The 16051-nt window shown below is 44.6% G+C and carries 12 protein-coding genes; 3 read left to right on the top strand and 9 right to left on the bottom strand.

What is annotated here, in order from left to right; translation table 11 throughout:
• Positions 1-2: 2 nt before the first annotated feature.
• The 7 genes from E7008_00440 to E7008_00410 all read right to left on the bottom strand — a co-directional run bounded on the left by E7008_00440 (position 3) and on the right by E7008_00410 (position 5718).
• Positions 3-734 carry an ABC transporter ATP-binding protein gene (locus tag E7008_00440; protein ID MBE6456399.1) on the bottom strand — a complete coding sequence of 244 codons (732 nt, stop codon included), beginning with the start codon at positions 732-734 and terminating at the stop codon, positions 3-5.
• Positions 727-1482 (bottom strand): efflux RND transporter periplasmic adaptor subunit, encoded by a 756-nt coding sequence (locus tag E7008_00435; GenBank protein MBE6456398.1) that lies wholly within the window; start codon positions 1480-1482, stop codon positions 727-729. Before E7008_00435 ends, E7008_00440 begins: the two co-directional genes overlap by 8 nt.
• Positions 1483-1530: 48 nt before the next feature.
• Positions 1531-1923: a MarR family transcriptional regulator gene (locus E7008_00430; GenBank protein ID MBE6456397.1), complete on the bottom strand. Its 393-nt coding sequence runs from the start codon at positions 1921-1923 to the stop codon at positions 1531-1533.
• 103 nt (positions 1924-2026) lie between these two features.
• Positions 2027-2521: a hypothetical protein gene (locus E7008_00425; GenBank protein MBE6456396.1), complete on the bottom strand. Its 495-nt coding sequence runs from the start codon at positions 2519-2521 to the stop codon at positions 2027-2029.
• Positions 2522-2884: 363 nt separating this feature from the next.
• The gene (locus E7008_00420; protein MBE6456395.1) at positions 2885-4567 is read right to left on the bottom strand and encodes an OmpA family protein; all 1683 of its coding nucleotides are present in this window, start codon (positions 4565-4567) and stop codon (positions 2885-2887) included.
• A 117-nt stretch (positions 4568-4684) separates the two neighbouring features.
• On the bottom strand, positions 4685-5155 hold the full coding sequence (gene smpB / locus E7008_00415) for an SsrA-binding protein SmpB (protein ID MBE6456394.1): 471 nt from the start codon (positions 5153-5155) through the stop codon (positions 4685-4687).
• Positions 5156-5259: 104 nt separating this feature from the next.
• Complete coding sequence (locus E7008_00410) at positions 5260-5718, bottom strand: hypothetical protein (protein ID MBE6456393.1); 459 nt, start codon at positions 5716-5718, stop codon at positions 5260-5262.
• 108 nt (positions 5719-5826) lie between these two features.
• Here E7008_00410 and E7008_00405 point away from each other — a divergent pair, with 108 nt between their 5' ends.
• Positions 5827-6513 (top strand): hypothetical protein, encoded by a 687-nt coding sequence (locus E7008_00405; GenBank protein ID MBE6456392.1) that lies wholly within the window; start codon positions 5827-5829, stop codon positions 6511-6513.
• A 75-nt stretch (positions 6514-6588) separates the two neighbouring features.
• Here E7008_00405 and E7008_00400 read toward each other — a convergent pair whose 3' ends face one another.
• Entirely contained in the window at positions 6589-11754 is a 5166-nt protein-coding gene (locus tag E7008_00400; protein ID MBE6456391.1) for a hypothetical protein, read from the bottom strand.
• A gap of 109 nt (positions 11755-11863) precedes the next feature.
• Between E7008_00400 and E7008_00395 the strand changes: the two genes are divergently transcribed.
• Positions 11864-13126: a phosphopyruvate hydratase gene (locus E7008_00395; protein MBE6456390.1), complete on the top strand. Its 1263-nt coding sequence runs from the start codon at positions 11864-11866 to the stop codon at positions 13124-13126.
• 51 nt (positions 13127-13177) lie between these two features.
• Positions 13178-13384 (top strand): superinfection immunity protein, encoded by a 207-nt coding sequence (locus E7008_00390; protein ID MBE6456389.1) that lies wholly within the window; start codon positions 13178-13180, stop codon positions 13382-13384.
• 12 nt (positions 13385-13396) lie between these two features.
• Here the strand turns inward: E7008_00390 and E7008_00385 are convergent, their stop codons facing one another.
• Positions 13397-16000 (bottom strand): hypothetical protein, encoded by a 2604-nt coding sequence (locus E7008_00385; GenBank protein MBE6456388.1) that lies wholly within the window; start codon positions 15998-16000, stop codon positions 13397-13399.
• Positions 16001-16051: the final 51 nt, after the last annotated feature.

The following is a 16051-nucleotide window of genomic DNA, read 5'->3' as shown; positions in this document are numbered from 1 at the left end:
TTTCATCGTACACTTCCCCCACGCCGAATAAACAAATCATCAAAATTCCGGCTGTTATATTGTTCCAGCAACGCATCTGGCGCACCCGCCGCCAACACATGTCCCCGTTCCATCAACACAACCCCACCACAACGTTCGGCTTCGTCCATATATGCCGTTGACATTAACACCAAAATTCCCTGTTCCACAGAATCATGCAGCAACCCCCAGAACTCGCGCCGACTGATTGGGTCAATACCATTGGTCGGCTCATCCAACAACATAATCTGGGGCGACCGCAACAATGCACATATCAACCCCAGTTTTTTATACATCCCGCCCGACAGTTTACCCGCCGGCCTGTCCAGAAAATTCCCCAGACGCGCCAAACGCACCAATTCATCCTTTTTGTGTGCAAAATCCGCATCACTTATTCCATATAATTTTCTAAAAAAATCCAGATGTTCATCAACCGATAAATCCGCATACAGACTTTGACTCTGTGGCATATATGCAATATGTTCTGCGATATTATGGAATCTAATTTGTCGTCCATTTTCACGATACAACACCGCCCCAGAATTTGCCCGCATCAAATCCAACATTATCCGAAACAGCGTTGTTTTTCCCGCCCCTGCCGGTCCAATTATGCCATATAAATTACCTGTATTAAACCGCATTGAAACATTATCCAGGGCAACGACACCCTTGAATTGTTTTGACACGTTTTCAACATGAATTTCAATATTACTCATCTGTCAGCAACGTACTTTCGATTACCATACCCGATTTCAATATTAAATCTGGGTTTTCAAACTGTACCTTGACCCCATATACCAGACGTGTTCTTTCATCACGTGTTTGAACATTTTTTGGGGTAAATTCTGCAACCTCGCTAATTTTTATAATCCGCCCCATAAATTTCATATTGTCGGCTTCGGGCAAAAATCCAATTACAGACTGTCCAACACGCAACTTATACAGCATTCCATACGGCACATAGAAATATGCCCATATATCATACGGATTTGCGACTGAAATCAACGGCGCGCCGGGCGCGACAACTTCGCCCACTTCACGGAAACGGGTAATCACCATACCATTTATTGGCGACACAACCCGACACCACCGCAGTTTTAAATCATTATCCTGCTTGGTTCGCACCAACGCATCATACTCAGAATCCGCCAAATGGCCGCGCGATTGCAATTGTGTCGCCCGCGCATAGTCTTTATCAATTTGTTGCGCTAAAATCTTGTACACATCACACGACATTTCCATTAACGGCTGACCTGCGGACACATTGTCGCCTTCGATTACATACACATCTGAAACATCAGACGCCACCCGCGACGATATAATAACCTTGGTTGTTTCCAACGTGCCCGCGTAATAAAACGGCCGTCGTGCGACAAAATATTTAATAACAACAATACAAATAACAATTGCGATTGCCACAATCGCAGACACAATAAAAACTTTAATCCATTTTTTATTTTTCATACAAAAATTATGCCAGAAACCAGGCACAATTTCGTCGGGTATGAATTCTTAATCAATAATCTGATTGACCTGGGAAACCAGTTTTATAAACGCATCAAATTTTTTAGCCCCCAATTGCGCTTTTATCAAATTCAGTTTTTCATTATTTGCCTGGGCAATCTTGTTAAACAAATCCTTGCCGCGTTTACTGGGCATAACATAGACACTGCGCCCATCTTCGGGCGATGGCACACGCACAACCAAACCACGTTCCATCAACGCCACCAAATGCGCACTAACCATTGCCTTGGACACACCAAGTGTTTCCGCCAATCCAACCGGTACATGTGGCCCCGGCGTCGTACACATAATATTTAACAGCGCATATTGACTGTTCCGAATCGGCATATCGCCCATATCACGCATAAAAGCACGACAAAACCGCATTATTTCCACGTCCACGCATCACACCTTTGGTTAACCTGCGTTAACTATTATAGTTTACCCACATTAACTAAATCAAGTACAAACAAAAAACCACCGCAATTGCGATGGTTCATATGTTTTATTTGGTTTTAAACGGTTCGATAAACCTGCGACGATCCTGTTCACGCGCCCACAAATTATATAAAAAGTTTTGCAATCCCATATATTCATTACGCGCCAGCACATTTGGCATCCCCAGCCCCATCCAGCCGGCCGGGTTCGCTTCATACAGACCTGTTTTTGGGTTAAACACAATAACATTTCCCATAACAAATGTTGACATTTCATTATTTAATGGGAACTTCTTAAACTGATTCACACCTGGCCACGAAACCTCTGGAACGCCCTGAACCGTCGCCAAGACAATTTTTCTTTCGCCAAATTCCGGCACAGATTCTAACGCCGCACGCGCCAAATCCGCATACATAAACACACCGCCAGACGGATAATTTGCATACGACATACGATTAATGTCACGCGTACGATAATCATACGCCAAAACACAACGATACGGCACATCCAACAAATTTTCTATGTTTGCCCGTGTTAATTCCGGCATTTTATCCAACTTCATATACATTCCTTTTAAAAGCGTAAAGCCCAGATTAACACAAGAAAAAATAACGTCAACGAAAAAATAATTGATAATATTCACAAAAACCCCGGCAATTGCCGGGGTTCAAAACTTTACATTTCGTTTCCACCATTTTCGCCAACAAAGACGTTTCGCAAACGAAATTCCTTCATAATATCGACCTTGACGCCAGCATTTTTAAAGCCACGCGCCTTGCCCATCCCCTGTTCCAGGGTCTGCATCGCATTATTTAATTCTTTTACCATATCAGTCATTTCAAATGCCTCTTATCAAAACATCTCTCTGACGGCAGTCAATATATACCACAAAAAACTTTTTGTCAAGTCTTATTGTGCTATATTTTTACTGTTCGCAACCATATTCGCCACATGTTTGGGCCGAATATTCTTCTACTTCAATTGCCATCGGGACCGGTTTCGGGTCTTCGGTATAGTGAACTTCCTTGACAACACGCACACGACGATTTGCCGCATTTGGTGTATTATCCGGTGTTGGCACTGCTAACCCTTCCTCACCCGCCGACACAGCAACAATCTGACTGGCCGGGATACCATATTTAATCAGCATTTTTTGCACCGCTTCGGCACGGCGACCACCCAACGCATAATTATAGTTTGCTGTCCCCATTGTATCGGTATGTCCAACCACAGAAACCTTGATGTTTTTGTTTTCCTGGGTTGCATCAACCAATTGCTTAATCAGTTCCTGATATTCCGGCTTAATCGTCGCCTTGTTGAAATCAAAGCGCACTTCAAACACCTCTTCCATAACATGCTGGGTTGGTTCTAATGGAATCTGCTGAACCTTAATCATTGTCTTTTCGCCCTGGGCCGCCTGAATCTGATCCAGACGCGAATTAATCGCCGCCAATTCAGCACGCATAGCCATCATCATATTGATAAACTCTTCACGCGACACCAATTCGTCACTAATCATCGGAATCGGTTCACATGCCTGACATTCTGGACATGTTGGACACGCCTGGCACGCCGGACACACCGGTGCAGGCTGTTCTTTTTCAGTCACAACAACCGCAACTGTTGGTGCATTCTGACAATTTACATCCCCATGATTACAGGTATACTCATGACTTTGTGCCTGCGCTTGACATTCTGTATCACCCATCGGACAATCGACCGCCATCAAGCGATTTCCACTGTTTGTCACGCTGTTATCATTTGCGCTTTTTGAAATCGTTTTATCACCACCATAGATATTCTGATTAAACACCATCGGTTGAACCGGCACTGGATTAATCAAGTGTTCCGGCACATTAACATTATTAACGATAATAACACCTTCGCGCGCTTGACCCGCCCCACGCACAGACTTCATATCGCGCGTTTCTGGATAGTATGTTCCGGCAACACGCTGGGTCGTTGTTTCGACAACTGTTTCACCATTGGTCGCGACAACCGCTTCATTTGCAACAACCCCGGCACTTTGCTTTTTTACAATTTTACCCCCCTGGCAATCACGCAACGCGACCAAAGTTTTATTAAATCTATCCTTGCACTGATTGGCGGTTGCAATCTGACCACTGGCCGACGCAGACAGCCAACAATCGAATTTTGCCTGGGCTTCGGCCGCTAATTCTGGATTAGTGTACGTGGCATCATTTTTCAATTGTTCCATCAAATCGTTATATGCCGTATACAGTTCAAACGATTCCTGATCATTTTCCACCGGCCAATTTTCCAAAGATTCTGGGAATGGAACTTCACCACTGAACGCGGCCACCGCTTTGTTTGCGAATAATTCGCCCATATCGGCATAACCACTGGTCCGCGCATTATAAATTGCATACGACCGATAATTCATCGCCAATTGATTTAAAAAGGAATCCTGATGCGGCGCCGAATAAACATCCAACGCTTCGACATAGTCAACAGTTGGTGTTGCGGCCACACCTGTATACCCCGTCACATCGCCGCCCGAACGCGCACACGCACCAATCGCCATGACACCCGCCAGCACCAGCATACGTGAAACAACCCATGTTGCAACATCAGATTTATATTTCATGCCAAATTCCCTTCTTTCTTTAATCCCCACTATTATACGATTTTTGACGCATTTAGTAAAGCAGAAAAAACACCACCCCGCCCCATACAAACAGAACCGCCATCTGGGCGGTTCTTACTATCTTCCTTTCAGGATTCTTGCTTTATTTTTATCCCACTCGCGCTGTTTGATTGTTTCGCGTTTATCAACCTTGTTCTTGCCATACCCGACCCCCAGCAGCACCTTTAACTTGCCACGATTATTAAAATACAATTTCAGCGGCACAATTGTTGCGCCCTTTTCCTGTAATTTTCCAATCAGTCTGTTAATCTGGCTGCGATGCAACAGCAACTGGCGACTGCGACGTTCATCAAAGTTCACAATCCGTGCTGCGGTTGGCAGTTTCTGAATTTCCACCCCAGCCAGCCATAAATTATCCCCCCGGCGTTGAACAAACCCATCAACAATCGTCACCAATCCATACCGAATTGACTTAATTTCCGCCCCTGTCAGTGAAATCCCAGCCTCTATTGTATCTTCAATAGAATAATTGAACCGCGCCTTGCGGTTTTCTGAAACCTGTCCTGATTTAATAATTTGTCGTACCATAATGCCCCGATTTTATACCAGCCTTGAAAAAAAAGCAACACCCCACTAAACAAAAGTTTAGTCCAGGGCATTCCTTGAACCGCCCGTGAAAATACAGAAATTTTTTATTTTTCCATATCATCCAGTATTTTATTCAACAGCCTTACCGAACTGTTTGCACATCCCCGCCCACGCCACGTTAGCAATTCTTCGCCTGTTTTCTGGTCAGCAATCGACACATTAAAATTCCACCACCAAAATCCGTTAAAAACACACCACATTGGATGAAATTTTTCAACACGTTCAGACGTTTTGATTATATATCGCACATCGTTTGGTATAATATTTTTATCAACATCAATACTGCTTGCACCATCATGTACATTTTCATTGGATCTAGCCTTGCCGACAACAACATTATATCCACGCGACTCCATAGTTTCCTTAATGCTGCGACGCATTGAATACCCGCCACGATCGGCATAAAACACTTCATCGGTGTCCAGCGTACTGGGCTTCATATAGACACTGTTGCACGCCGTCAACACCACCAATCCACAAAGCAAACAGAATAAATTCCGCATATATTATCTCCTGTTAATAATAAACAGTCTAATACAAACGCACCACCACGCACAAGGATTTTTGTCCGATTGAAATCATAAAAACTTACTGGTTCAATAATGATTACTATGCAGTTTTTATCCAAATTTACCCGCCTACGCAATCGCGAACGCCTGAAACAGCGCGTATTTATATTCGACGACAATGGCGAACATGAAATATTCTATAATTATCAGTTACCCGATAATATACACCTGGGTGGCGGTGGCACAAACAACATTATTCGCATACACAAAACCCTGCGCGCCCGCAACGTGTGCCTGACATTTGATAAAAACGCATCAGACAACATTTGTGTATTATGCGATTCTGGTGACTGTTCCGGCCTGGACATGATTGTTATATTCCAGGCCGGACACGCAAACAAACTGTACATTGGTCGTCACACGGTTATAAACGGCGCAAAAATCTGGCTGGGCAATGGCAGTGAACTGCACCTGGGCGACGATTGTATGTTATCCTATGAAATCATGATACGCACGACCGACGGCCATGCAATAATGGACAGCGCGACGGGTGCAATAATCAATCACCAGCGCCACGCATGCATAATCGGCAATCATTGTTGGTTGGGATTGCGCACCATTGTGACCAAAAACGCGCAAATTCCCGACCACACCATTGTAGCATGCGGCACCGTCCTGACGGGTAAATTTACGAACACACATACAATCATCGCCGGCAATCCCGGACGCGTAATCAAGACAGGCGTTTCTTTTTCGGACAAATCCATTTTTGACCTTGAAAAGATATGAAATATATCCTACAACTGCCCCCTATATACTCTGAACACCAATAAAAAATCCCCGCAGACGCGGGGATTTTCTTCATCAGAATCTATATGATCCAGAAACCTTGATATTATGCAACTGTATCGCATCATTGTACTGATAACGATAATCTATACCAAACTGAATACCGCGCGCAGACAACAATTCAACACCACCACCAATATTTGCCCACAACGGATCGATATCAATGTCATACTTGGTAAAATCGTCCGCAACCGCGAATTTATACTTGGCAAAATCCGGTGCGCCAAACACATCGTACTCTATACCAATCGATGCATAGGGGCGAATCTGAAACCACGCCGACGGATAGATACGTTTTTGCGCAATCAATGAATACCCCGGTGTTAACACAAAATATCCATCTGATTTCAAACGCATATAGTCATCCCCGGCCGCCTTTTCTTTGACGCTGAATCCAAAGTTATACCCCACACGCGCATATGCATTACCAACGATATACTGGTTCAATATGTCATGCATCAATCCCCATTCAGACATCAAACTAAATGCCGTACCATCGCCATCAATTCTGTCTACAAAGTTCTGGGTACGATCAACATCAAACAAATGCAAATCCAAGAACGCATTACCATACAACCGCGTCTTTTGTCCCAGAATCTTCATTAAATATCCGCCCAGACCAACATTTGTATCCGCAACATCAATTTTAACATCCCCAAATTGGGTTTCGCCGGCATAACTTAGATCCATTGCATCACCTGCCTTGGATGTTGTGTGCGACACACGCCCCGTCAGCCCCAGAACCAAAGTATTTGATTCTTGCCAGTCAAATCCACCCGCGACGCTAAAACGATGCCCATCAGCATGCTTGCCATCATCAATATTCTGATAGAACATACCATAATCAACATCCAACCAGGCCTTGTTCAAATTGCGGTTACGATTCCATATAAATTCATCAAACATACGATCTTCGAATGAACGGAATGACGTATGTTCATTTAACGCAATTGCGCCTGCAATCTGTTCGATTTCACGCACCTGGAACAGACGACTAAACCGCGCCAGTGCGCCACCATCACGGTTCAGCACATAATCTTCCATACGGTTATACAATTCATTCGCCATCGTTGACAGATTTGTTCCATCAAAAATCAATGGAATAACCTCTATCGGGGTACGATTATAGAACTGTTTATTAACCAATTGTCCCGCAATCATATTATCCAACGCACCGGCGGACACATATTCACCACGTGTATGTTCGTCTGTACGGGCGACAATCGGCTGAATTTTAAACACTTCGACCGGCCCACCAAAACGTGGGTCAAACACGATATACAAACTGTCCGACACACCATCATCATTCACATCACGCACAGACACATATGCCGGCAAATCATCACCAGAACCATTATTCGCATTCAACGACGTCAGATAGTCATAACACAAACTGCCGTCTGCATTACAGAAACTAACGTTCAAATTACGAATTTTCGTTGCTAAATCCGCCACACCATCTTCTGCATGCAAGAACCAAATTGCCGTACCCTGGTCAACAATATCGAAAATATCAATACCAATCTGTGGCTGTCCCAACTGACCGCCTGATGACAAAGCGCCCAACGTGTTCAAATCCGATTCGAATTTACCACCAACTGTAATCAGTGCACGCACATCGCCATCGGTTGCGTTGGTAATTTCGCCCAATGTTGCATCATCATTCAAACTGACCGACGCCCAATAATTAATACCACTGGCATTTGCACCGCCGCCTGCGACATGTGGCAATATTGCGGCGTTTATCTGACTGCCATCATTAAACATATAATTGCCGGCAATTGTCATTTTTTCCAGACCAACAAAGTCAACATTCCCCGACACATTGCCGCCAACCGAAACATTCATCCAATTACCACGTGGCATTGCATACAACTGCAAATCACTTGCGATGATATCGCCACCAACATCCACATCACTGGTATTAATCAATAATTTACCATCCTGATTAATCATCGCCACATCTAACCCAGCGGTCGTAATTTCATAATCATCTGCGACAATATTTATATCTTTTTCAGCCAATACACTGCCCCAGTTTTGATATAAATTTGCCCCCGTTGCGATTGCGCCATCTAAATCCATTCCCACGCCACGCAACGTCAAATTACCACCATTCATTACCAAACTTGCAAAATCCAACAGGCCTGCGCCAGAATCAATCGACATTGCCCCCGATTCATTAATGATTTCATCTAATTCAATCCCCTGCCCCGCGCTTAACTGAACGCGACCCGCATTTGTCAAATCAGATGCAACAATTCGATTTCCTGCATCAATCGACACCACCGAACCATCTGCAACATTAATATTACCTGTAATCGAAACATTTTCTGTAACATCATATGTCGTATTCCCCGCATCCGCGATAAAATCACCAGTAATGGTTAAATTCTGGGCACTAAAATCCGTCGCAGTTAAATTCAACATACCACCTGTGCCACCCTGAACAAAATTTCCAGACACTTTGGCATTCCCCGCGATTGCAACAATCGGCGCATTAACATTTACCTGTGAACCTGTCGCCCCACTAACCCCCAGACTTTGCGCACTCAATGAATTCGCATCCAAATCCATCACCCCGGCCGTATGCGTTATAACGCCCGCAACCAAATCCGTCGCCGCATTGATTTCCATCGATCCAGAATTTGTAATACCACCCGCTGTAATTTCACCATTTGTAGATACTATCTGGGCATTACCAGAATTATTAATTCCCACCATGGAAACACTATCCGCCAACAAATCCAACGTCCCCGTATTTGTTGTCGCGCCATCAACGCCAACCGCGCCCACGGCATCAATATCCAGTGTCCCGTTATTGGCCAACACGCCATTAATATCAAGTGCATCTGCAGAATTTAACACCAATGTGTTACCATCGCCCAATGAAACCGCACCAACACTGATATCCATATCTTCCAGCGTTGTTTTCAGTGTTAATGTCGTTGTATCGTGCACCACCATACCCGACGAAGGGTCAACAGGATCATTATCCGCATCAAAATAGATATTGCCATCAATATCAATATTTCCATTATTTGCAGTAATACCCGCGCCATGCGCCATAAATTTACCATCACCGGACAAAGTACCAACAACTAAATCTTGGGCATATGTTTCAAATATGCCACCATCATTAAATGTCAAATCGCCCGCCACACGAATATAAGACGTCGCTTTCGTCCCCAGGGTCAAATGCCCAGAATTTGCGACCGTTGCATTACCCGTTATATTCACAATCGGCGCATCCAAAGCGACATTACCAACCACCGTTGAATCCACAGCATTCACATCACCACTAATTAAAATTGCATTATATGACGTCATGGCAAACTGCGACGCATCACTGCGCACAATATTCATATCACCCGCAGCCGACGCGCCACCCGCGCCCACATTCATATTACCCGCAATCTGCACAGTTCCACCAACGGTTAAATTACGCAAACTGCTGTCTATATTCAGCACACCATTAGATACAGCCAAATTATTATCAATCGCCATATTTCCAGCAAGTGCAATTAAATCAATCGCACCACCCGCTGCATCAATCCCACCGACGGCAACCGCCCCACCATTCGCATTAGACCCACGAATCGTCGTCGTACCACTGTTATTTGTCACCGTTCCATCAATATCAACATTTTTTGCCCATACTGTTGTTGTGCCCGCTGTATTTGTAATATCGCCCGACACATTAACCGTGCCGCTTGCTTCTGTCAACGAAGACACCGTCAATTCCGCCCCCACACCCGAATTAGACAACGAAGCAACATTTACAACATTTCCATTTAACACCGTATTCGCACTATTCGATACCGCCCCAACAACACTCAAAGTGTTTGCAGCGACTAATTTCGTTGTCCCAGCATTCCCCTGAACCGCACCATTTATCGTCATATTCTGTTGCGCATTCATTGTTAATGACGTCGCATCATTCTGAACAGAATCCGCAACTATATTTTGGGCTGCAACCGTCATTGTTGCATTTGTATTACCATTCGCACCATTTAATACAGTCGTTAAATTATCCAGGTCGCCCCCTGTGATATTAACATTAAATTTATTCAAATTATTTGCGAACGCACCGAACCACTTATCAGAATCAGCATTCGCCCCAAACACCAAAGTACCCGTTGTTAAACTAAATTCGTTATCTGTGCCCATCCCCGTCAGGTTCAACCCATATTCCATATAGGTTTCCCCATCAACAGTCGCATACAAATTACCATTATTAACAAGTGAATACGTATTCTGATTACCACCATTAATGCGCCACGAATCAACATTCAGCGTCAATGTACCACCATCGGTTTCATCATTCTTTACTGTCCCCGTCACAACCAAATCAGCACCAGACACACTTAAATTCGATGCCACCGAATTTTCCAAACTACCGGTAATATTAACATCATCTTCGGCGATTAATTCCATATCGCCACCCTGATTAGACACATCCCCACTAACCGTGATTGTTTGCCCAGACACAGCTGTCCCAACCACATTATCATTCGCAATCAATTCCCCCAGTGTCACCGCACCCGCGGAATCAATGTTCATCGTGCCGTTATACAGATTAACACCACCTGTAACATTCACCGAATTTGCATCAACCGAAAAATCCCCATACGCAATAACAGACCCCGCCACATCTAATACATTAATGTTATCCAATGTCAACGCTGCCGTATTTATTGCGTCACCTATTTTTATCCCATCTGCGCCAACATCCACGCTAAACTTTTCTGGATTTGTGTCAGACGTCTTGAATCCCAAATTTACCCCATTCAATACCTGTAACATTGACCCAATTGAAATATCACCGGTTGAAATTACGGTAAATGGACTGCTTGCACTATTTAGAACATATAAATTATTAACCGCCCCATTCGGTGTCGCATCGTTTGTCCCTGGATTCAAATCTAATCCAACAATCATGTTATTCGTCACATCAAACCCAGGCGCAACATCAACACCACCCGTCGTCTGACCACCGGTCGCATTAATACCATTTCCGCCACTGACAACAATTGATTGTCCGCCGGCTATGGCCGACTGCCACGCGTCATATGTGGTGGCCACCGCCGCATCTGCACCAATTGGCGCAATTTCCTGTGGTGCGGCCCGCACCCCCATTGGCAAAACACAACAAACCAAGGACAATAACTTTTTTATCATTTTTATGTTTCCTTCCCATCACAATTGTGATTATATTATGGCACATTTCATTTTACTATGGCAAGATGAAATTGTCTACATTATCAGATGAAAGCAAGGAGAAAAATTTATGTTTGAAATCAAAAAAATTCATGCACGTCAAATTATGGACAGTCGTGGTAATCCGACAATCGAATGCGATATTACATTATCAGACGGCGCATTCGGACGCGCGGCCGTTCCATCTGGCGCATCAACGGGTTCATTCGAAGCCCTTGAACTGCGTGACGGCGGCAACACCTATATGGGCAAAGGTGTCTTGACCGCGGTCAAAAACGTTAACGAAATCATTGCGCCTGCCCTGGTTGGCATGGACGCGTCCCAGCAAACTGAAATTGATGAAAAAATGCTGGCATTGGACGGCACACCAAACAAAGATAAATTGGGCGCAAACGCGATATTGGCGGTTTCCATGGCTTTGGCACACGCAGTTGCGAACGCAAAACATATTCCACTGTATAAATACATCGCAGAAATTTATGGCAACGCCAACCCATGTGTTCTGCCACGTCCAATGATGAATATCATAAACGGTGGCGCACACGCCGACAATGGTCTGGATGCCCAGGAATTCATGATTATTCCCAACGGCGCAACATCCGAAGTCGAAGCAATCCGTATGGGTTCTGAAATATTCCACCACCTGAAATCAATCCTGAAAAAGGGTGGCAACTCTACAAACGTTGGCGACGAAGGCGGTTTTGCACCAAACTTTAATTCCTGCGCCGAAGCCCTGGACACAATTGTTGCGGCAATACGTTCCGCAGGCTATGAACCAGGCAGCCAGGTTTCAATCGGTCTGGACGTTGCATCATCAGAATTCTATTCTGACGGCGTTTATAGTTTCGAAGGGAAAAAATTATCATCTGATGAAATGATTGAATTCTATGAAAAATTGATTTCAGATTACCCAATCATTTCCATCGAAGATGCACTGGCCGAAGAAGATTGGACAGGTTGGAAAAAACTAACCGAACGTATTGGCAACAAATGTCAATTGGTTGGCGACGACCTGTTTGTAACCAATCCGGCACGTCTGGCACGTGGCATTGAAAATGGCGTTGCCAATGCAATTTTGATCAAAGTAAATCAAATCGGTTCTTTGACCGAAACACTGCGCGCAATCAAAATGGCACAAGACGCCAAATACGGTGTTATTATTTCCCACCGCAGTGGCGAAACCGAAGACACCACAATCGCAGACCTGGCGGTGGCAACAAACGCCGGCCAAATCAAGACTGGTTCTATGTCGCGCACAGATCGCATGGCAAAATATAACCAGTTAATTCGTATCGAAGAAGAACTGGACAAATCCGCAAAATATGGTTTATAATCATCGCGGAATAACAAACGGGGGGCATCTGTCCCCCTTTATATAAATAAGATGCTGAACAACATTGATTTTGTACTGGTAATAAAATACGCACTGTGCGCATTGCTGACCATCGGCATTATCTTTGCGCCCGCATGGGTTGCCCGCCAAAATAACCAAGGCAAACCCGACATGCACGCCGTCAGACTAGCCAGTTGGATTTTCGGCTGGTCAATTATCGGCTGGCTGTGGTCTTTATTCTGGGCCACTCGTAAATAATTTCTCTTTTAATTACTCTATCCCCTTGGGCAAATCACCAAATGTATCATTATTTGTATCATTATTATATATACAGTATTTGGTTTCATAATCACCATCATCGTGCCCCAATGTCATACCCGGCGCACATGCCTGGTTCAAATCTGAAATCCGCCCCACGGTACACCAATCATTTTCGGTCAAATCATCTGTCGCCGTTTCAACAGAACCGCCAGAACATATTGCATCCGCTGCGGATACGTTTGGCACTGCGGCCACACATTTTGCAGACTTGCCCCATTTGCTGCGTCGTGCACCATTTTCCCAGCACAGACACGCCCCCCACGACTGCGTTGCAACACCCAAATTATAATCGCGTGGGCACATATCTTCGCCATCACCAACACCGTACAAATCAACCAACGAAGTCCCCAGTATCTTCTTATCCCCATAACGCGAATCCGCAAAATTAGATTTACACAAATTATCCGCATCATATGCACCATCATCAAAGAACTGATATTCCATAAACCGCCCCTGCAGGTTCATACACTGCGTTGATAAAACGGATATAATCTGATTATAAACTTCGGTTGCGACACCTGTCGAGCGCGTATAGCGATGTTTCAATGTAGTATTATCAGAATCATCTATCAAACCGTACCTGACAAACAAATCGCCCGTTGTATCGTCATTCGGCAATGTGTACACGAATTGACCATATTCATTATTTCTCCTCCGCTCTGCTTGCACCACATCAAATCCACCGAACGCCTGTTCTATCATATCGGAATCGCTGCATGCTGCTATACCCTGCAACTGTTTGGCGCACTCTGATTTATACGCCCACGTACCATCATCGTTTTTTATCCGCTCTCCCTTGTTATTGTATTCATACAATGCGAACCAATCCGGGGCCCGATCAGAATTTGCCGGGAACAATCCACTGTACGGATAATAGAAATTTTCATAGTTCGTCCCGCCATATTTATCAAAGCACTGCTTCACAACCGCACGACACGCCGTCAAAGTATCTGTATTTTTAATATTGTCAATGTACTGCGCAACAATATTTCCATCAAACATATTATCGCACGAAATCACATAATCAGAACACATCTGTGCATTCAATACCACCTTGTCCGGCTGTAATACGACACCACTGCTGCCGGTCAATTCTTTCATAGCAGCCGTTATCGCCGCATCACCATTCATATAACAACTGGACACATAATCAAAACATCCCTGCTTAATCTCGGCCACTTTAGATTTCTGGGCATAGTATATTGACAACATGGCCTTGTCCAGATATTCAGCCCACACAACATCTGCGTTTTCCACACATTTATCCAATGCCGGTTGCGCAAATTTTTTTACCCTGTTTTCAAAATTTTGAACAAATCCACGATTGCTGGAATTCTTGGCCAGTTTTTGATGCGCTGCCTCTACCCCATCGCTGAACACCAACATTTGTTCCAATTTATAAAAATCTTTGACACCAACAATTGGTTTGCCCGTAGAAACATCAATATATTGACCATTATCCAGACATTTATGATAGTTTGCCCCACATACCTGTTCACTTAAAATTGCAGATTCAACCTCGTTAATACAGGTTGTTATATCAGACGAATTATGTTTTTGCCGATTTTCCACCCGCGCCAGGTCCAACATTGCCCCCCCTTCGCGTATGGCGGCCTTCATTTTTTGTTGTGTCTGTTCCATTGCGGTTTGCACCGTGTTACAGTCCTGTTCAATCGCCATCAGATATGCTGTTATTGCACGTTGCAATGACGCATCATTACAATCCGCCCGCACCGCATCACGACATTGCGGGAAAACCGCACTGTACAACGCATTACCATTATATGCCGCAATCGCCTGGCCTGCGTCAACCATACCAAAGGCATTAACTGTATCAAACGACATATTAATACTGTTCAAATCTGCATATTTACCACCAACGGTGCTGTCTTCACCGCGAATAGAATTCATAATTGCCTGCAACAATGCCTTGGACGCTGAACTATCGCCCGTCAAGGCGGCTTCACCCTCGGACTGGGTGCGCATTGCTGTGGCTTGCGCGGCTGTCATACCAACCACATCCAAACTTTCTGTAAACACGGTCAGCTTTTCGCCCGCCTGTTCCAATACATCGCGAACTTCGTCCAATGCAAACACACGATCATTGCACGAACATCGTCTGTAATCATCATTTTTCAGCATACAAAACTGATCCATACACGAAAAGTATGTATTCTTACACTGTTCATATTCTGCGCCCGTACGCGTTGACAACATCACCCCCGACGACGTATCCGAACCCGCACGCGCAACAATTGGCGTCATATTACGCTTGGTATTGATATTTTTATCCGTCCGCACACTGGCCGGCCGCGCAACAGCGGTACGCGCCACTGACCCAGACCGATTTTGAACAGAATTTGTTGCACTACGCGCCGACAAAACACTTGTACGTGGTGTTTCACGCTTTACAACGGTCGCACTGCGCGCCTGGGTTGCCACAGTATTCTTGTCTGATTTTGCGCGCGAAACAGCCGTTCCATCACGAACAGCGGCATTTGCGATACCAACGCAAACCAACAGATTTGCAAGAAAAACCAGAACTCTCTTCATCTCTGATAAAAAGTCTAGCAAATTTGCGATTTCCCGTGCAAGCGAATAATA

This window comes from Alphaproteobacteria bacterium (assembly GCA_015062495.1).
Classification (GTDB): domain Bacteria; phylum Pseudomonadota; class Alphaproteobacteria; order Rs-D84; family Rs-D84; genus Enterousia.
Note: the sequence above shows the minus strand (reverse complement) of the source record. Positions and strands in the feature narration are given on the sequence as shown.